Genomic DNA, 16,449 nt, shown 5'->3' with positions numbered 1-16,449 from the left:
AAAGCGCGGCGGATGCGCCCGAAAAGGCCCGGCAGCCTGGGCTGCTCGCGGCTTAACGGTTGAAGGAGCGGGCGAAGAGGTCCTGGATGGCGTCGCGGCCGTTGTCTTCCAGGAAGCGGGTGCCCGTAGCGGCAAAGTGGGCATGCTCGATGACGGGCTTTTCCACCGGGGTCCAGACTTCTTTGTCCCAGGTGAACCAGCCGTTCTTGGGCTGGTCGAACACCAGCAGGGGCTTGTTGCAGATCTTGGCGAATTCGGCGCCCCAGCCGGTACCGCCCTTGACGGTGTTGTCGGGCTGGATGGCACCGATGACGATGACCTGGTTGCCGCTGCTGACCTGCCAGCAGATGGACTGCAGCACTTTGCGGAAGATGGGGGCACGGGTATACTCGCGGTTCATGAGCTTGGAGACGTAGGTCAGGCTCACGTCCTTGAGCGCCAGCTCTTCGGAGGTAAGCACGCGCACGCCGCGCTTGCGCTCGATCTGATGACCTTCAAAGCTGTAGTTGACTTCTTCGATGCCCCAGCCTTCGGCCAGAGCGCCGAAAAACTGTTCGGTCCCGGCAGCGCCGCCGCTGTAGAGAACACACTGTTTGGGATTGAGCATGCAAGCCTCCTCATTAAGATTGCTTCGTGCGGTACTCCCGGCACGTCTTTCACATCATGGCAGAATTTGCCGCGCTCGGCAAGGCGGGGGAGCCTGTCCCGTGCCCTGCGGGAGGGGAGGATGGGCTGTTTTTTGGGGTGTCCGTCATGGTCCTTTGCCAATAAAAAAAGCCCCGGAAGCGATGCACCCGGGGCGTTTCTTATGTCCGCGGGAATTCCCTAGTAGCGGGGAGGACGCGGGGCGCGGGGTTTGGCTTCGTTGACGCGAAGGGTGCGACCACCAAAGCTGTAGTTATCCAGAGCTTCAATGGCAGCCTGAGCTTCACCGTCTTCCATTTCCACGAAGCCGAAGCCACGGGCACGGCCGGTTTCCCTGTCGCTGACCAGTTTCACCGACAGAACTTTGCCGTATTCGGCAAAAAGATCCTGCACCTGTTCTTCAGTAGCGGCCCAGGGGAGGTTCCCAACATAGATGGACTTGGACATGAAAAAACACCCTCTCGAAAGTGACAGACACACCGCATGTGATCCCCCAAACAGCTTGAAGACCTGCGGCAATTGAGAAAATAGAAACATGCTTTGCAGGGCTTGTCAACGCAGACTGACGGAAAAAGTCCGTTATTTCTTGATTTTTTCGATTTTTTGGCCCTGTTTTCGGGGGGCTTTCGGGCGGCGAACAGGCTGATTTATCAGGCAAAGAAGGGGGGGATAGGCCAGTGTTCGCGTTTTTTTTTCACAAAATCATTTTTCTTTGCACAAAGGTGCCGGGATGGCTGGAAAAATGCTGGTTGAGCGCACAATCTTCTGGCCTGGAAGGAGCGGGACGGACGCACCGCTGCGAAGGAGGTCCGGCAGGGGAAAAACAGGGGGAGGATCGCTTGCGACAGGGGGCGCAGGAAGACGCCGGGAGCGATACTCCCGTGAGAGGGGGCAGGGCAGGAAGGATGCGTGTCTCCCCAGGCAGGGGAGGGAAGCCATAGCGGGACCCTGGAGGGGATGGGGGGGCCTGTGGCCGTGCCTTTGCCCCAACCATCTTGCCGGGGATGGCGCGGGAGGAAGGCGGCTCTGGGGCCGGTATGGCGGAAAGCGCCGCAGCTGCAGCCCCGACGACGGACGGCGCATGACGGAGAAGGGGACAGCTCCCACGGGACTTTCCTCAAACGGGCCGCTGGTCGTTCCTGCCGTCGAGGCAAGGGGACCTGCGGCCGGTGGCAGCGACGCCGCGAGGGTCCCTCCCCAGGCCGCTCCGCACGGTCCGCGCCGTCGGTGACAAAAGGAGCCCCGCGGGCATCGGCAGTGATGCGGGCGGGGCTCCTCGATCCGTGACTGGTTATTGCGGCGTTTCCGAGGGGGCCCAGTCGGGGGCCAGGTCTTCGAAGGCCGTATAGGGCGACATATAGAGCAGCTCGGCCACGCCCACGGGACCGTTGCGCTGCTTGCCGATGATGATCTCGGCGATGCCCTGCACCGGCCGGTCGGCAGGCTTGGTGAACTTGTACACGTCGTCGCGGTAGACGAACATGATGACGTCGGCGTCCTGTTCGATGGCGCCCGATTCACGCAGGTCCGAGAGCATGGGGCGCTTGTCGCCGCGTTCTTCCACTTTTCGGTTGAGCTGCGAAAGGGCCACCACGGGCACGTTCATCTCCTTGGCCAGGCCCTTGAGGGAGCGGGAGATGTCCGAGATCTCCAGTTCGCGCGAGTCGGTGCGGCGGCTGGTGCGCATGAGCTGGAGGTAGTCCACGATGACCAGGCCCAGGCCCTTTTCGGCCTTGAGGCGGCGGGCACGGGCGCGCAGCTCCAGGGTGGTCAGGGCCGGGGTGTCGTCGATGTAGATGGGCGCGCGCGAGATGACGTCGGCCGCGGCGTAGAGGTTGCTCCAGTCGGCGTCGGTGAGCAGGGCCGGACGGCGCAGCTTGGACATGTCCACCTTGCCCCACACGGCCAGCATGCGCTGCATGAGCTGTTCCTTGCTCATTTCCAGCGAGAACACGGCCACGGGCACGCCTTGGCGGATGGCGGCATTGAGGCCCATGCAGAGCGAGAAGGCCGTCTTGCCCATACTGGGACGGGCGGCCACGATGATGAGGTCCGAGGGCTGGAGACCGGCGGTGAGCTTGTCCAGGCGCGTGTAGCCGGTGGTGACGCCGGTGATGACGTCGCGGGAGTCGGCCAGCTTGGACAGGTTCTCGAACACGCTGTCCACCAGTTCGCGGGCGCCGGTGAAGTCGCGGCCCGTGGTGCGCTGCGAGATGGCGAACACGGCCTGTTCGGACTCGTCCAGCAGGCTGCCCACCTCGCGCGAGGCATCGTAGCAGTTGCTGATGATGGACGAGCAGGCATTGATGAGGCCGCGTTGCAGGGATTTGTCGCGCACGATGGTGGCGTAATATTCGGCATTGGCGCCGGAGACCACGGCCTGGGCCAGGTCGGCCAGATAGACGGCCCCGCCGGCCTCTTCGAGGGCGTTGTTGCTCTTGAGCTGCTCGGCGGTGGAGATGAGGTCGATGGGCGCGCTTTTGCGGTACAGGTCCAGGAAGGCCCGGAAGATGGTGGCATGGGCCGGCAGATAGAAGTCCGTGTCCGCGATGAGGTCCACGATGACGTGCATGAGCTGGGGCCGCATGAGGATGCCGCCCAGCACGGCCTGTTCGGCTTCGGGGCTGTGGGGCGGCACGCGCCGCAGCAGGTCGTTCTCCGCGGTGCGGGCGCGGTCGTTGCCCTCGCTGGTGCGGGGCGCGCCGGACTGGCGGGGGGACGGGGAAGAGGCGGAGCCGAAAGGTTCGTTGCTGGCCATGATGATCTCGCGGGTTCGGGATGAGTGATGTCGCCTGAAAGGCATACGGGTTGCGCTGGTGCCTGTCAATGCGGTGCTCGTGTCCGGGAAGGGCCGGGCACCGCGCCTGTCCGCTCCGGCGTGCGGCGGGCGTGCCTGCATCCGCTGCGTAGCCGGACAGGGCCGTGCGGGCGACGGGCGCGCAGGGATGCCGGGGCCGTCGCGTGCCTTCATCCGGCGGAGCGGAGCGCGGGAACGGCGCCATCGGGCAAACCTGGGGGCAGGCCACACGCGGGCACACGGGCCTTGCCGCGGGACAGGGCGTGCATGGGCCGGAAGGTGATGCCCCATGCCGCGACGCGAGGGATGCAGACGACAGGCATGAAAAAAGCCCCGCTCGATGAGCGGGGCTTCGATCAGCATTGGCCGGAAGGCCGACGCCGGCCTTATTCGGCTTCGGCGGCGGGAGCTTCAGCTTCGGCTTCGGGCTGGGCTTCTTCTTCCACCACGGGATGGTCGGAAACGACCTTCACCGGCACGGTGGCCACGATGCTGGCGTGCAGGCGCACGCGCACGGGATGATCACCCAGGGTACGGATGGGGGCGTCCATGAGGATGCGACGACGGTCCACATCCACGCCCAGAGCGGCCAGGGCATCGCCGATGATGCTGCTGGTCACGGAGCCGTACAGCTTGTCGTTGTCGCCCACGTGCATGGGGATGACGACTTCCAGAGCTTCCAGCTTGGCGCACAGGGCCTGGGCGTCAGCGCGCAGGGCATCCATGCGTTCCTGGAGCTTCTTGCGTTCCAGTTCAAAGGCCTTCATGTTGGCTTCGGAAGCCACCATGGCCAGGCCCTGGGGCAGCAGGAAGTTACGGCCGTAGCCGGGCTTCACGGTGACGACGTCGCCAAGGTTGCCGAGATTTTCCACGTCGGCGCGGAGTATCAGTTTCATGTGCGCCTCCTTAGATCATGCTCTTTTTCTTGACGGTGGAATCATGCGTGGCGGTGTAGATGAGCAGGGCCATCTGGCGGGCACGCTTGATTTCGCGGGTCAGCAGACGCTGATGGTGCGCGCAGGTACCGGTGATGCGGCGGGCGATGATCTTGCCGCGTTCGGTGATGAAGTCGCGCAGGATGTCAGGGCGCTTGTAGTTCAGGGGCAGATCCTTGTCCGCGCAGAAGCGGCAGAACTTGCGACGGGGGGCAAACTTCTTCTTGAAAGCCATTACGCGACCTCCACTTCTTCAGCCAGTTTGACGGTCACGAACTTGAAGATGCCGTCGGTGATGCGCACATTGCGTTCCAGTTCGGCCACCAGTTCGGCGGGAGCCTGGTACACGAGGCGCACATAGTAGCCGCGCATCTGCTTGCGCACGGGGTAGGCCAGATCGCGCATGCCCCAGTGATCCACTTCTTCCATCACGCCGTTTTCGCGTTCCACCACGCCGGTCAGGGCGGTCAGGATGCCCTCACGGGTCTCAGCGGACAGCTCCGGCGAAAGGAGGAGCAGGGTCTCAAATTTCCGCATGGTTATCTCCTTTTGGACTGACAGCCCGTACCCCTCTGGTACGAGCAAGGGAAGACGCTCTATAGCCGCAAGCGGCGCGTCTGTCAAGTTTTTGGCCGCAAAAGCGGCGGAAAAATCTTTTTTTGAGCGGCTGCGGGGCCGTTGCGCCGTCCCTCACGGGCAGGGGCAGGCTTGCCCGCATATCCGGGACGGATGCCGTATGCCGGGCGCTGCGCCACGGCTTATTTGTGGTACACGCGCGGGCTGCCCTGGCCCAGCAGGCAAAGCAGCTCGTACGAGAATCCGCCGCAGGCTTCGGCCAGCTCGTCGATGTTGACGGGCGTCTCGCCCGGTGCGGCAGGGCCGCCCAGCAGCCAGGCCAGGTCACCGGCGCGGGCCGACAGACCCGTGACGTCGATCATGAACATGCCCATGCAGATGCGGCCCACCTGGGGCGCACGGCGGCCGTTGACCAGCACATGGATGCGGCCGGAGGCGCCGCGGGGATAGCCCGTGGCATAGCCCGCGCCCACCACGGCCACGCTCATCTCGCGCGGTGCGATGAAGGTCTGGCCGTAGGAGATGCCTTCGCCGGGCTTGAGGTGGCGCACCTGCAGCAAGGGGGCGCTCACTTCCATGACGGGTTCCAGACCCGCGCCGCGTTCCTCCCAGGCCGTGCCCCGGAAGGGATTGCCGCCGTAGAGCGAGAAGCCCGGGCGGCAGAGCTCGAAGCGGCTCTCGGGCCAGCCCATGGTCCCGGCCGAGTTGGCCAGGGAGCGCTTGAGGGCCGGGTAGGCCGCCCGCAGGCTGTCGGTCATGGCCGTGAACTTTTCCAGCTGGCGGCGGGTGAAATTTTCCTTTTCCGGCATGTCGGCACAGGGGAAGTGCGAGACGGCCAGGGTGGGCTTGAGGCCGGGGCAGGCGCGCAGGCGTTCCAGCAGGGCCGGGATGTCTTCCGCGCTGAAGCCCAGGCGGCTCATGCCCGTATCCAGCTTGATGGCCACGCCCCAGGGATCGGCGGGGCTGCTCAGGGCGGCGGCCTTTTCCAGGGCCTCGAAACCGGTGATGAGGGGCGTCAGGCCGCAGGCGCTGGCCTGCTGCCAGTCTTCGTCGTTCTGGCAGCCCAGCAGGGGCAGGATGGTCTGGGCCAGGCCGTCCTGGCGCAGGCAGATGCCCTCTGCCACGGTGCCCACGGCAAAATGGCGGGCGCCGGCGGCGTCCAGGGCGTGGGCCACTTCGGTCATGCCGTGACCGTAGGCATCGGATTTGATGACAGGCATGAGTCTGTCGGGCCGGCCCATGCGGCTGAAGTTGCGGACAAGGGCTCCCAGGCGGATATGACAGCGGGAAGGGGTAAAAGTGCAGCTCATGACGGCTCCTCGGATGAAAAACAGGGAGGCAGCATAGCAACATTGCCCGGCAGGCACAAGGAAAGTCTGCCGTGATTCCGGCAACGGCCGGGTTTCACAGGCAAAAAATCCCGGCCCCGGACGGCTTGTCTTTCCGCGCCCATCCGGCTAGTCTGCCCGCCATGACACAATCCGTCTATACACTCGAACACAGCGACAATGCGGCCCGCGCCGGTCAGGTGCGCACGGCACACGGCGTCATCCCCACCCCCATCTTCATGCCCGTGGGCACCGTGGGCTCGGTCAAGGCCATCGCGCCGGACGACCTGGCCGCCATCGGCGCGCCCATCATCCTGGGCAATACCTACCACCTTTACCTGCGTCCCGGTGACGAGCTGGTGGCCCGGCACGGCGGCCTGCACGGCTTTGCCTCCTGGCCCGGCGCCATCCTCACCGACAGCGGCGGCTTCCAGGTCTTCAGCCTGAGTTCCCTGCGCAAGATCCGGGAGGAAGGCGTGGAGTTCCGTTCCCATCTGGACGGCTCCAGGCATCTGTTCACGCCCGAGAGCGTGGTGGGCATCCAGCGCAACCTCAATTCCGACATCATGATGGTGCTGGACGAGTGCGTGCCCTACGGCGCGGACTATGCCTATACGGAAAAGTCCCTGGCCCTGACCACGCGCTGGGCCCTGCGCGCCCGCGCGGCCTATCCGCAGGGCAGCGGCCAGAACCTGCTGTTCGCCATCACCCAGGGCGGTTTCTTCAAGGATCTGCGCAAGCGCTCCATCGAGGAGCTGTGCTGCCACGATTTCGACGGCTTCGCCATCGGCGGCCTTTCGGTGGGCGAGAGCAAGCACATGCTCTACGATTTCATGTACGAAGTGGCGCCCCAGCTGCCCAAGGACAAGCCCCGCTACCTCATGGGTGTAGGCACGCCCCTGGACATCGCCCACGGCATCAATGCCGGTATCGACATGTTCGACTGCGTGCTGCCCACCCGCAATGCGCGCAACGGCACGCTCTATACCTCGCTGGGCAAGGTCAACATCAAGCGCAAGGAATACGCCGAGGACGACAGCCCCCTGGATCCGGCCTGCAACTGCTACACCTGCCGGACGTTCTCCCGTGCCTATCTGCGGCATCTGTACGTCAGCAAGGAGCTGCTGGCCTTCCGCCTCAACTCCCTGCATAACCTGACCTACTTCCTCAATGTGGTCAGGCAGGCACGCCAGGCCATCCTTGAGGACCGCTATGCGTCCTTCCTGGCCCATATGGAAAGCCTCTATCCCGATGAGGCGGCCCAGGGCCGGGGCCTTTGATAACAGTCCGCCAGTACAGGGGAATATAGTAAAATTGATTTTTAATATCACTTTTGGGTAGGATGACGGTATTCTTCGCATTCGAACACAAGTGAGGGATCGTGTCCTTTCCTACTCACTCCACCCCCTGTTTTACCTGGCATCTGCCGACGGACAGCCTCGTCTTTTGCGCGCCGGCCCTGCTCCTGCTGGGCCTGACGCCGGAGACGGCGCCGCGGACCATGGCGGATTTTCTGGACCGGCTGCCGGAACCGCAGCGCCGCTTTTTGCAGCGCCAGCGCCAGATGGCCCTGGCGGGGCAGGGGCCCGGCTGCCTGAGCTGTGCCTATACCTACAACGGGCGGCATGTTCGCGAAGACCTGAGCATCATCCAGTGCGATGCCGACGGCAGGCCGCAGACGATCCTCGGCACGTTCGACGTGCGTCATGAGGGTTCCCTGCCGGCAGGGGAAGACGGTGGCTACTGGACCTATGTCCGCAAGGAAGGGGCCCTGCTGCTGGATGCCCGCTGTGCCGGTCTGCTGGGGCTGGGGGCCGGGTCCGGGCCGCTGGACAGGGCCGCCTTGCGCCGTCTGCGCCGCCTGTACCGGGCGGCGGGGTCGCTGGCCCGTTTGCGCCGCTGGCTGGACATCCCCCTGTGTTCGGGACGGCAGAGCCTGCTGCTGATGCCTTCCCGCTCCGAGGAGCTCCCCCTGCTGCTGACGGCCTCGGTCCTGCATCGTGACAGGGATGGGCGGGCCCTGGTGGTATCGGGCAGTCTGGCGCCTTTCCTGGCGGGCAAGGCCGCTCCCGTGGGCGGTGCCGACCGTCTGCTGCTGGCCATGGATGCCTGCAGCGACGGCCTCTGGGACTGGGACGCCACCACCGGCAAGGTCTATTACAGCCAGAACTACCTGTCCATGCTGGGGCATACGTCCGAGACCTATCCCGCCGAGCTGGACTCGTGGGTGCGCGCCGTGCACCCCGACGATTACGAGAAGACCGTGAACATGCAGATGCGGGTCGCGGCTTCCCCGCGGAGGGGGACGCCTTCTCCTGTACCTACCGCATCCGGCGTGCCGACGGCACCTGGCTGTGGGTGCTGGGGCGCGGCTGCGTGACCAGCAGGGACAGCGAGGGCCGGGCCCTGCGCATCGTGGGCATGCACACGGACATCAGCTCCCTCCAGCACGACCGCAACGTGCTGGAAAAGAAGATCCGCCTCGACCCCCTGACAGGGGTGTACAACCGTTACCATCTGGACGGGCTGCTCCAGCAGGTACACAAGGACAGGGGGCCCCTGAGTGTCCTCATGGCCGATGTCAACGGCCTGAAGATGATCAACGACCATCTTGGACACCACGCCGGAGACGAACTGCTGCGTACCGCGGCACAGCAGCTTTTGAAGCATATCCGGCAGGAAGACTGCCTGGCCCGTCTGGGCGGGGACGAGTGCGTGATGGTGCTGTCCTGTCCCGGCAGTGTGGTGCGCGAGCGGCTGTCCACCATCCGCAAGGCCCTGGAGGCGTGGAATGCCGCCGGCGGCCTGCCGCTGGAGCTCTCCTTCGGGCTGGCAGGCTCCGATGACGGTTCCGTGGCGCCCGAGGTGCTGCTGCGTCAGGCCGATGCCCGCATGATGGAGGAGAAGAACCGGGTACGGGCCGCCTCCCATGCCCGCATCCGGGCCTGGCTGGAAGCCCGCACGGGCCGGAAGGTCCCTGTGGACGATCCCCGGCTCTAGCTCCTGCCGCAGCGCGCGGGGCCGGGATGTCCGGCGTGCCTGTGCGGCGTGCGGCCTCTCCCTTGCGGCGGGGCTGTCTTTTCCTGTGCCGGTTCCCTGTCCGTCCTTTCCCTTGTGGCATGACGGGTCGCCGGGCCGTCTCCCTGCCCGGTCCCGGAGGCATCGCTCCCTTTTGCCGCTCCTTGCAGCTGCCCCGTCATGTGCTGTCCCGCCCTGCGGCGGGCTGTCCTCCTGATGGCCGGGCGGGCCTTCGCCGCGCTTGACCAGGCGCGCCGGATATGGGAGACAGGGCTCAGACACTCATTTTTTCATTACATATATACGAGGAAAAACAATGAACGGTCAGAATTACCGTTGCGGCTGGGTGGCGCTCATGGGCCCGCCCAATGCCGGCAAATCGACGCTGCTGAACGGGCTCATGGGCCAGAAGGTGACCATCGTCACGCCCAAGCCCCAGACCACCCGCAACCAGATCGTGGGCATCCTGACGGACGACGATGCCCAGGCCATCTTCATGGATACGCCCGGCCTGTCGCAGGTGCGCGGCCGTCTGAGCAAGACCATGATCCAGGCCGTGTGGCAGAGCCTTGGCCAGGCCGACGTCATCATGCCCGTGCTGGACGCCCACCTGTACATCCGCCATCCCGAATATCTGGACCGCGACCTGGCTCCCGTGGCCGAGGCCCTGGCCAGTGACGAGCGCCCCATGGTGGTGGTGGCCAACAAGGTGGACCTGTTCGCCGACAAGAGCCGCATGCTGCCCCTGCTGACCCGTCTCAACGAGATGTGGCCCCGCGCCGAGATCTTCCCGGTGTCGGCCTTGAACAAGGACGGCCTGCCCGAGCTGGCCAAGTTCATCAAGAAGCAGCTGCCCAAGGGCATCGCCCAGTTCCCCGAAGACCAGATCTCCACCGCGCCGGTGCGATTCATGGCCGCCGAGATCGTGCGCGAAAAGCTCTTCCTGCACCTGCGTCAGGAAGTGCCCTACGGCATCGCCGTGGAAGTGGAGAACTGGGACGAAGACCCCGAACGTGAGCAGACCATCATCCACGCCGTCATCTATGTGGCCCGTCCCATGCACAAGGGCATGGTCATCGGCCGCGGCGGTTCGGTGCTGAAGCAGGTGGGCATGGAGGCCCGTCAGGACATCCGCGAGCTCATCGGCGGCAAGGTGCACCTGGAACTGTGGGTCAAGGTCCGTGAGAACTGGACGGAAGATACGGCCTTCCTGCGCGAGCTGGGCATGGGGGCCGAATCCCTGTAGAGGAATGCATGATGGATGATTCCGCCTTGCGTGAGCGCTATCTTTCCGTGCTGGATCGGCTGGGCGAGGCCATTGCCCGTGCCGGTCGCAAGCCGGAAGAGGTGCGCCTGATCGCCGTTTCCAAACTGCATCCGGCCGAGGACGTGGCCTGTGTGGCCGCCGCCGGACAGGTGGATTTTGGCGAGAACTATGTGCAGGAGGCCCTGCAGAAACGGCAGGATCTGGTGGCGCAGCCCCAGTGCCGTGACATCCGCTGGCACATGATCGGTCATGTGCAGAGCCGCAAGGCCGCCCAGGTGGCCGGGGCCTTTGCCTTGGTGCACACCCTGGATTCCGTCAAGCTGGCCGACGCCCTGGAAAAGCGCGCCGCCGCGCTGGGCGTGGTCCAGCCCGTGCTGTGCGAGATCAATGTGGGCGAGGAGCCCCAGAAAGCCGGGATCATGGCCGATGCCCTGCCCGAGCTGGAGGAGCATGTGCTGGCCCGCTGCCCCCATCTGGAGATGCAGGGGCTCATGTGCCTGCCGCCCGTCTTCGACGCGGGCGAGGCCGCCCGGCCCTACTTTGCCCGCCTTTACCGTCTGCGTGAGGACATGCGGGCGCGTACCGGCCTGCCGCTGCCCCATCTTTCCATGGGCATGTCCGGCGACTTTGCCGCCGCCGTGGCCGAAGGGGCCACCCTGGTGCGCATCGGCACGGACATCTTCGGTCCCCGTCCGCCCAAGGTCCCCGCGTAACGGATCATCACGAGGATATGAAAGGAGCCTGTCACTGACAGGCTCCTTTTTTATTGTCCCACTCAGGGAGGGGTAAAACCCCCACCTTTAGGTGGCGGCTTTAGCGTTTCTTTTGTAGTCTGTGGGCATGAGCAATTATCGTAAAGGCTCCCACAGTGTTTTTTCAATTCACCTGCACCTGGTCTGGATAACCAAGTACAGGAAAAAGATTTTGTCAGGCGACATCGCCCAGAGAGCCAGGTCGCTGATACGCGGCATCTGTGAAAAGCATCAGGTGGAAATTCTCAAAGGACATATAGCACCCGACCATATCCATCTTTTCGTTTCGATTTCACCAAGCCTTGCTGTGAGCAAGTTGATGCAACAACTGAAAGGCCGAACCGCGCATGCCATGATAAATGAATTTCCATTGTTGCGCCGCCAGTACTGGGGACGTCATATGTGGGCGCGTGGCTATTTCTGTTGCAGCAGTGGCAATGTGACCGATGAGGTCATTAAGCAATACATCACGCAACAGGAAGATGCAGATGAAACCTTCCGAATTGAGGGGGAATGACTTCAGCCTGCTTCAGCAGGGGCCATACCGGCTTTAGCCGGAACGCGACTTTAGTCGCCACGGTGAATCCACCGGCTTTAGCCGGTGGAGTGTTCAATATGGGCTTTAGCCTGTTGAGCGCCTGACAGGCGCGAAACAAAAAACCACCCGCTATGCGGGTGGAGACAATACGTTATACACACAAAAACACCTTTCCGCTACGATGAAGTTGTTCAAGCCCATCGCAATATTAACGGAAAGGTGTTTTTGTTATGGGAACCAAGGCTCATAGCCTAGCGCATACGAAATGGTTGTGCAAGTATCATATCGTCTTTACTCCAAAATATAGAAGAAAAATAATCTTCGCACAGCTCCGTGAAAGTATAAAAGAAATTCTGCAATGCCTCTGCAAATATAAAGGGGTTGAGATTCTGGAAGGGCATCTGATGCCGGATCATGTCCACATGCTGGTGTCCATCCCTCCTAAAATCAGTGTGGCAAATTTCATGGGCTACCTGAAAGGGAAAAGTTCGTTGATGATATTCGATAAGCACGCAAATCTGAAGTATAAGTTCGGCAACAGAAAATTTTGGGCCGAAGGATATTATGTCAGTACGGTGGGGCTTAATGAGGCAACAATCAAAAAATATATCCAGGATCAGGAACGTCACGACATTATGAGAGACAAGCTGACATCACGCGAATATCAAGACCCCTTTAAGGGGTAGCCAAGGCGGCAAGGGCACTGGGCTTGAACAGCGTGAAAGCCAGCGTCTTTAGGCGCAGCCGGTAACAGGCCCTTACAGGGCCAGAGCAAACCACCCGCTTTGCGGGTGGTTCTGATTTCATGGTGTTGGGCCGGAGCGGGGAGGTGGTGAGCTGCAGCCTTTTGCGGTGAAGAGGGCAGGGAGCAGGCTGTTGCCTCATACGTTGTCACCTTGCCGCCATGCCGCATCATCGGGCCGTAGGGCAGGCCTGTCCGCCGGGACGGGGCAGGCCCGGGCAAGATCAGGAGTGCCGGGCCTCCCATTCCAGCAGGCAGGCCCCCAGGGGCAGGGCCTGCTGCAGGAACTCCTTGCGGCTCGTCTGGCCGGGGTCATAGGTCAGCAGCGCGGAGCCGGTGACGGTGTTGAATGTGGCGTCCCGGATGCCGGTCCCCTCGCACAGCAGCGTGTGCAAGGCCCCGAACGTGCTGCTTTCCCGGAACAGGGGATGACGCAGGCGGACACGCCCGTCGCTGAAATGGTGGATACTCCCCAGCAGGGCACGCATGGCGGCTTCCATATCCGTGTTGTCCACGGCCGTCGATGCTGCGGCGCCTGCGGGCAGGGCCTGCACGTCGATGGTCTCCGCTCCGGCCTCGTGCGGAGACGCGGCAGGCAGGAAGGTACGTACGGTCTCGCCCACGGTGGTCTGGCGTTGCAGGAGGCCGGTCAGCAGCTCATCAAGGGCCGGGGCGTCCGTTTGGCGGCAGCCCTTGCCGTCTTTGCCGCTGCGGCTCCCCTTCATGCCGCTGCCGTGCAGGGAGCCGCCTCTGCCGCATCCCATGCCTTTGCCGGAGCCGCCGCCTTTACCGCTGCCCAGTCCCTGGCTGAGGGTCTGCAAAAGGCCGCTGCCGGCCAGTCCCTTGCCTGCCATGCCCAGCAGGCCCATGCCGAGTTTCGTCCAGAGCATGTCTGTCGCTCCTTTGCGCCGCCCCTGTACGGCATCATGCCGCCTGCGCCGGTGTGCGTCGTCGGACCGGAAATCAGCGTGATGTCCGGCTTCTCCTGCCATGCCCGAAGCCATGCCCGCCACGCGGACGGGCAGGAGGACACGGCTCCTCTGTCTGATCTGCTGTCCCGGGCGTCCGCGTCGCCCCATCCGGCTGCTGTCCGTGTCCGCCGTGAGGGCCCTCTCCTCCGCTGTGGTGCTGGCAACGCAGCCGTACGGGACCGCCCTCCATGACCAGGGGCAGCCCCCGGGTCAGGGCCTGGGCCACACGCCGGCGGGCTTCGGCCAGCAGGCGGCAGAACGTGGGCGGAGAGATCTCCATCTGCCGGGCGGCCTCTTCTTGCGACAGCCCTTCGGCATCAGCCAGGCGCAGTGCCTCCAGCATGTCCAGGCCCAGCGTCATGGCGGGCGCGTCGTTCCCTGTGTCAGGGGAGAAGCGTCGGCACGCGGGCTTGGCAGCGATGAGGCGCAATTTTTGCGGTCGCATGGGACATCCTTGATTTGAAATATATTTCAAAATATCGCCGTCGGCAGGGAAGTCAAGGCATACGCGGACAGAGGGGCTCTTCCGGCGGCAGCCCAAAAAACAAGGGAGCTCCCGGGGGAACTCCCTTGCCGGCCGCGCTGCCGACGGCCTTTCCTGTTGACGCATGTTGGCGGCCAAGCTATTTTTCCCCCAGCATGCGGCGCAGGGGCTTGTTTTTGTTATCCCTGGCGGCGCATGGCGGCCAGACCCAGCAGGATGGCGCCTGCCTGGGCCACGTTGAGCGAATCGAATTTGCGCGCCAGCGGGATGCGCAGCATCCGGCCGCAGCGTTTGGCCACACCGGGGCGCAGGCCCTTGTCTTCATTGCCCAGCACCAGCACGGCGGGCAGCTGCATGGCGTGTTCGAACGCGTCGGCGGCGTCAGGGCCGCAGCCCGCGCCGTAGATGCTGAACCCCGCCTCTTCGGCTTCGTCCAGCGCATGGGCCAGGTTGGTCACCCGGGCCACGGGCAGGCGTTCCAGGGCCCCGGCAGCCGCACGATGGGCCGCAGGGCCCAGATAGGCGCTGTTGTGGCGGGGCAGGATCACGCCCGCGCCGCCCAGGGCATACAGGGTGCGGCACAGGGTGCCTACATTGCCCGGATCCTGGACCTGGTCCAGGGCCACCACCAGCGGCAGGGGCGCTTCGGCCGCGGCCTGCAGCACGTCCGCCAGATCACGGAAATCCGTGGCCGTCAGGCGCGCCACCACGCCCTGATGGTTGAGCGGCGCGGCATCGTTGCCGTTCTGCTGGGCGGCCTCGCGGCAGAGCCTGTCCAGGGCCGCCTGATCCACCAGACTGAAGCGCACGCCGCTCTGGCGGCACAGCTGCTGCACGTCCTGGGCATCCCGGGTACGCAGGCCTTTTTTGCAAAAGACGAGGTCGATGCGTTGCGGGTCGGTCCGCAAAAGTTCCAGCACGGGCTTCATGCCCGGCAGGAGCGGGGTCTCGGAAGTTTGATTCATGGCGTCTCCATGATTGGGGGCGTTGTTACTGGGAGGGACCGGGAAGAGGTCCCGATCCGTTTTTGTGTACGCAGCTTCCCGGCACATGGCAAGCCGGGGGCACGGGAGTAAGCATGTTCTTTCCTGATTGGTCCGGCAGGGGCCGCGCACGTCTGGGGGTGCTTTGTATTCTGGCCTTCTGTCTGTTGCTGGCAGGCGGCTGCGGCAGCAAACAGAAAAAAGGACAGCCCCTTTCCATGCCGTCCCTCATCATCCCCGGCGACGAGGGCGGCGAGCCTTTGACCCCCACGGAACTGGCCGCCTTCCAGAACACGGCCCGCATCGACCGCGACATCCACAAGGCCTCCATGCCGGACGTCGTCCTGCAATACAAGCACTTCCTGCGCAAGGGGCGCGGGACCATGAGTGTCTTTTCCCGCAATGCCGAGCCCTATCTGGGCTATGCCCGCAAGGTCTTCCGTTCGCGCGGCATGCCTGAGGAACTGGCCTATCTGGCCCTGGTGGAGAGCGGCTACCGTCCCGATGCGGAATCCCGCGTGGGGGCGCTGGGCGCCTGGCAGTTCATGCCCTATACCGGTATGAAATACGGCCTGACCCAGGACTGGTGGCTGGACGAGCGCCTGGACCCCTACCGCGCCACCGAAGCCGCCGCCGACTATCTCCAGAAACTGTACGGGGACTTCCGCGACTGGCCCACGGCCATCGCCGCCTACAATGCCGGTGAGGGCAAGATGAGCCGGGCCAAGGAAGGGACGGGCGCCCGGAATTTCTACGAAGTGGTGGAACGCAACCACAAGCTGGACGAAAAAGCCCGCCTGCGGCCCGAGACCGTGCAGTATGTGCCGCGCTTCCTGGCCATGAGCAAGATCATGCGCAACCTGCCCCAGCTGGGCTTCACGCCCGTGGATCAGGACAAGCCCGCCCCGGTCCGTCGTCTGACGGCTCGCCCCGGTACCGACCTCATCGCCCTGAGTCGTGCCTGTGGTTTGAGCTGGGAAAGTTTCCAGAACTACAACCTGCACCACAAGCGGACCATCTCGTCCACCGAGCGCTCCACCTTCGTCTATGTGCCGGTCCAGAACGAGGCCCAGGCCCAGGCCTTCCTGCGTTCGTCGTCGGCTTCGGCCTTTGCCAACTGGCGTCCCACCAAGGTGCAGACCTCGTCCGACTCTCTGGCCCGGATCAGCAAGCGCAGCGGCGTGCCCCTGGAACGCATCCAGGCCGCCAACCCCGAAAAGAAGAAGATCTACGCCGGGGATACCCTGCTGTTGCCGCGTGGTGTGCCCATGTCGCCTTCGGCCGTGGCCGCGGCGGACGACAAGCCCTCGCGGAAAGAACGCTCGTCCGGTCGGGACAGGCAGGAGCGCAACAGGCCCGAACCTTCGGGCGGCGTCTACGTGCTGCGGCCCAACGATACCCTCTACGGCGTGG

18 protein-coding genes (1 of these 18 running past the window's edge) are annotated in these 16,449 nt (G+C 64.1%); 8 read left to right on the top strand and 10 right to left on the bottom strand.

The genetic code is table 11. The features are described 5' to 3' along the window. Positions 1-52 precede the first annotated feature (52 nt). From Q4I12_RS02705 to alr, 7 genes are all read right to left on the bottom strand, one after another. Positions 53-607: a hypothetical protein gene (locus Q4I12_RS02705; RefSeq protein ID WP_006008959.1), complete on the bottom strand. Its 555-nt coding sequence runs from the start codon at positions 605-607 to the stop codon at positions 53-55. Between the two features lie 218 nt (positions 608-825). After that, positions 826-1,092: an RNA-binding regulator gene (gene rbp / locus Q4I12_RS02700; RefSeq protein ID WP_006008963.1), complete on the bottom strand. Its 267-nt coding sequence runs from the start codon at positions 1,090-1,092 to the stop codon at positions 826-828. 844 nt (positions 1,093-1,936) lie between these two features. After that, the gene (dnaB, locus tag Q4I12_RS02695; RefSeq protein WP_239465104.1) at positions 1,937-3,403 is read right to left on the bottom strand and encodes a replicative DNA helicase; all 1,467 of its coding nucleotides are present in this window, start codon (positions 3,401-3,403) and stop codon (positions 1,937-1,939) included. A 425-nt stretch (positions 3,404-3,828) separates the two neighbouring features. Beyond that, the gene (rplI, locus tag Q4I12_RS02690) at positions 3,829-4,338 is read right to left on the bottom strand and encodes a 50S ribosomal protein L9 (protein ID WP_006008970.1); all 510 of its coding nucleotides are present in this window, start codon (positions 4,336-4,338) and stop codon (positions 3,829-3,831) included. A gap of 10 nt (positions 4,339-4,348) precedes the next feature. Beyond that, positions 4,349-4,612, bottom strand: coding sequence for a 30S ribosomal protein S18 (gene rpsR / locus Q4I12_RS02685; RefSeq protein ID WP_006008972.1), 264 nt, complete (start codon positions 4,610-4,612; stop codon positions 4,349-4,351). Next, positions 4,612-4,914: a 30S ribosomal protein S6 gene (gene rpsF / locus Q4I12_RS02680; RefSeq protein WP_040370053.1), complete on the bottom strand. Its 303-nt coding sequence runs from the start codon at positions 4,912-4,914 to the stop codon at positions 4,612-4,614. Before rpsF ends, rpsR begins: the two co-directional genes overlap by 1 nt. Positions 4,915-5,135: 221 nt before the next feature. Continuing rightward, positions 5,136-6,263 carry an alanine racemase gene (gene alr / locus Q4I12_RS02675; RefSeq protein WP_302260450.1) on the bottom strand — a complete coding sequence of 376 codons (1,128 nt, stop codon included), beginning with the start codon at positions 6,261-6,263 and terminating at the stop codon, positions 5,136-5,138. Positions 6,264-6,424: 161 nt separating this feature from the next. Between alr and tgt the strand changes: the two genes are divergently transcribed. The 7 genes from tgt to tnpA (Q4I12_RS02640) all read left to right on the top strand — a co-directional run bounded on the left by tgt (position 6,425) and on the right by tnpA (Q4I12_RS02640) (position 12,542). Further along, positions 6,425-7,561: a tRNA guanosine(34) transglycosylase Tgt gene (gene tgt / locus Q4I12_RS02670; protein WP_168936158.1), complete on the top strand. Its 1,137-nt coding sequence runs from the start codon at positions 6,425-6,427 to the stop codon at positions 7,559-7,561. A gap of 101 nt (positions 7,562-7,662) precedes the next feature. After that, positions 7,663-8,661: a PAS domain-containing protein gene (locus Q4I12_RS02665; RefSeq protein ID WP_302260449.1), complete on the top strand. Its 999-nt coding sequence runs from the start codon at positions 7,663-7,665 to the stop codon at positions 8,659-8,661. Continuing rightward, positions 8,610-9,281, top strand: coding sequence for a GGDEF domain-containing protein (locus tag Q4I12_RS02660; protein WP_302262086.1), 672 nt, complete (start codon positions 8,610-8,612; stop codon positions 9,279-9,281). The genes Q4I12_RS02665 and Q4I12_RS02660 overlap by 52 nt, the downstream gene beginning before the upstream one ends. A 334-nt stretch (positions 9,282-9,615) precedes the next feature. Next, positions 9,616-10,545, top strand: a complete 930-nt coding sequence (gene era, locus Q4I12_RS02655) for a GTPase Era (protein ID WP_302260448.1) — start codon at positions 9,616-9,618, stop codon at positions 10,543-10,545. Between the two features lie 8 nt (positions 10,546-10,553). Further along, positions 10,554-11,279, top strand: coding sequence for a YggS family pyridoxal phosphate-dependent enzyme (locus Q4I12_RS02650; protein WP_168936156.1), 726 nt, complete (start codon positions 10,554-10,556; stop codon positions 11,277-11,279). A gap of 127 nt (positions 11,280-11,406) precedes the next feature. Beyond that, a complete protein-coding gene (gene tnpA, locus Q4I12_RS02645) occupies positions 11,407-11,835 on the top strand; it encodes an IS200/IS605 family transposase (protein ID WP_302260190.1) in 429 nt (142 codons plus the stop codon). A 251-nt stretch (positions 11,836-12,086) separates the two neighbouring features. Continuing rightward, positions 12,087-12,542 carry an IS200/IS605 family transposase gene (gene tnpA, locus Q4I12_RS02640; protein WP_072333439.1) on the top strand — a complete coding sequence of 152 codons (456 nt, stop codon included), beginning with the start codon at positions 12,087-12,089 and terminating at the stop codon, positions 12,540-12,542. A gap of 280 nt (positions 12,543-12,822) precedes the next feature. On the opposite strand, the gene Q4I12_RS02635 is transcribed toward tnpA (Q4I12_RS02640), so the two are convergent. The 3 genes from Q4I12_RS02635 to Q4I12_RS02625 form a co-directional block, all read right to left on the bottom strand. Beyond that, positions 12,823-13,488 (bottom strand): hypothetical protein, encoded by a 666-nt coding sequence (locus Q4I12_RS02635; protein WP_302260446.1) that lies wholly within the window; start codon positions 13,486-13,488, stop codon positions 12,823-12,825. Between the two features lie 73 nt (positions 13,489-13,561). Further along, positions 13,562-14,014 carry a DUF134 domain-containing protein gene (locus Q4I12_RS02630; RefSeq protein WP_302260445.1) on the bottom strand — a complete coding sequence of 151 codons (453 nt, stop codon included), beginning with the start codon at positions 14,012-14,014 and terminating at the stop codon, positions 13,562-13,564. 218 nt (positions 14,015-14,232) lie between these two features. Beyond that, on the bottom strand, positions 14,233-15,018 hold the full coding sequence (locus Q4I12_RS02625; protein WP_168936153.1) for a TrmH family RNA methyltransferase: 786 nt from the start codon (positions 15,016-15,018) through the stop codon (positions 14,233-14,235). 113 nt (positions 15,019-15,131) lie between these two features. On the opposite strand from Q4I12_RS02625, the gene Q4I12_RS02620 reads away from it, so the two are divergent. Further along, positions 15,132-16,449, top strand: partial view of a LysM peptidoglycan-binding domain-containing protein gene (locus tag Q4I12_RS02620; protein WP_168936152.1) — the 5' portion only. It continues 326 nt past the right edge of the window; only the first 1,318 of its 1,644 coding nucleotides appear in the window; its start codon is at positions 15,132-15,134; the stop codon falls past the right edge of the window.

Origin of the sequence: Desulfovibrio piger (assembly GCF_951793255.1) — a bacterium.
Lineage (GTDB): Bacteria > Desulfobacterota > Desulfovibrionia > Desulfovibrionales > Desulfovibrionaceae > Desulfovibrio.
This window is presented reverse-complemented; position numbering and strand designations above follow the sequence as displayed.

Coding starts and splice junctions, on each gene's coding strand:
- rpsR (WP_006008972.1), bottom strand. CDS start 4,612: ATGGCTTTCAAGAAGAAGTTTGCCCCCCGTCGCAAGTTCTGCCGCTTC.
- tnpA (WP_072333439.1), top strand. CDS start 12,087: ATGGGAACCAAGGCTCATAGCCTAGCGCATACGAAATGGTTGTGCAAG.
- Q4I12_RS02705 (WP_006008959.1), bottom strand. CDS start 607: ATGCTCAATCCCAAACAGTGTGTTCTCTACAGCGGCGGCGCTGCCGGG.
- rpsF (WP_040370053.1), bottom strand. CDS start 4,914: ATGCGGAAATTTGAGACCCTGCTCCTCCTTTCGCCGGAGCTGTCCGCT.
- Q4I12_RS02635 (WP_302260446.1), bottom strand. CDS start 13,488: ATGCTCTGGACGAAACTCGGCATGGGCCTGCTGGGCATGGCAGGCAAG.
- Q4I12_RS02630 (WP_302260445.1), bottom strand. CDS start 14,014: ATGCGACCGCAAAAATTGCGCCTCATCGCTGCCAAGCCCGCGTGCCGA.
- alr (WP_302260450.1), bottom strand. CDS start 6,263: ATGAGCTGCACTTTTACCCCTTCCCGCTGTCATATCCGCCTGGGAGCC.
- rbp (WP_006008963.1), bottom strand. CDS start 1,092: ATGTCCAAGTCCATCTATGTTGGGAACCTCCCCTGGGCCGCTACTGAA.
- tgt (WP_168936158.1), top strand. CDS start 6,425: ATGACACAATCCGTCTATACACTCGAACACAGCGACAATGCGGCCCGC.
- Q4I12_RS02625 (WP_168936153.1), bottom strand. CDS start 15,018: ATGAATCAAACTTCCGAGACCCCGCTCCTGCCGGGCATGAAGCCCGTG.
- dnaB (WP_239465104.1), bottom strand. CDS start 3,403: ATGGCCAGCAACGAACCTTTCGGCTCCGCCTCTTCCCCGTCCCCCCGC.
- era (WP_302260448.1), top strand. CDS start 9,616: ATGAACGGTCAGAATTACCGTTGCGGCTGGGTGGCGCTCATGGGCCCG.
- Q4I12_RS02650 (WP_168936156.1), top strand. CDS start 10,554: ATGATGGATGATTCCGCCTTGCGTGAGCGCTATCTTTCCGTGCTGGAT.
- tnpA (WP_302260190.1), top strand. CDS start 11,407: ATGAGCAATTATCGTAAAGGCTCCCACAGTGTTTTTTCAATTCACCTG.
- rplI (WP_006008970.1), bottom strand. CDS start 4,338: ATGAAACTGATACTCCGCGCCGACGTGGAAAATCTCGGCAACCTTGGC.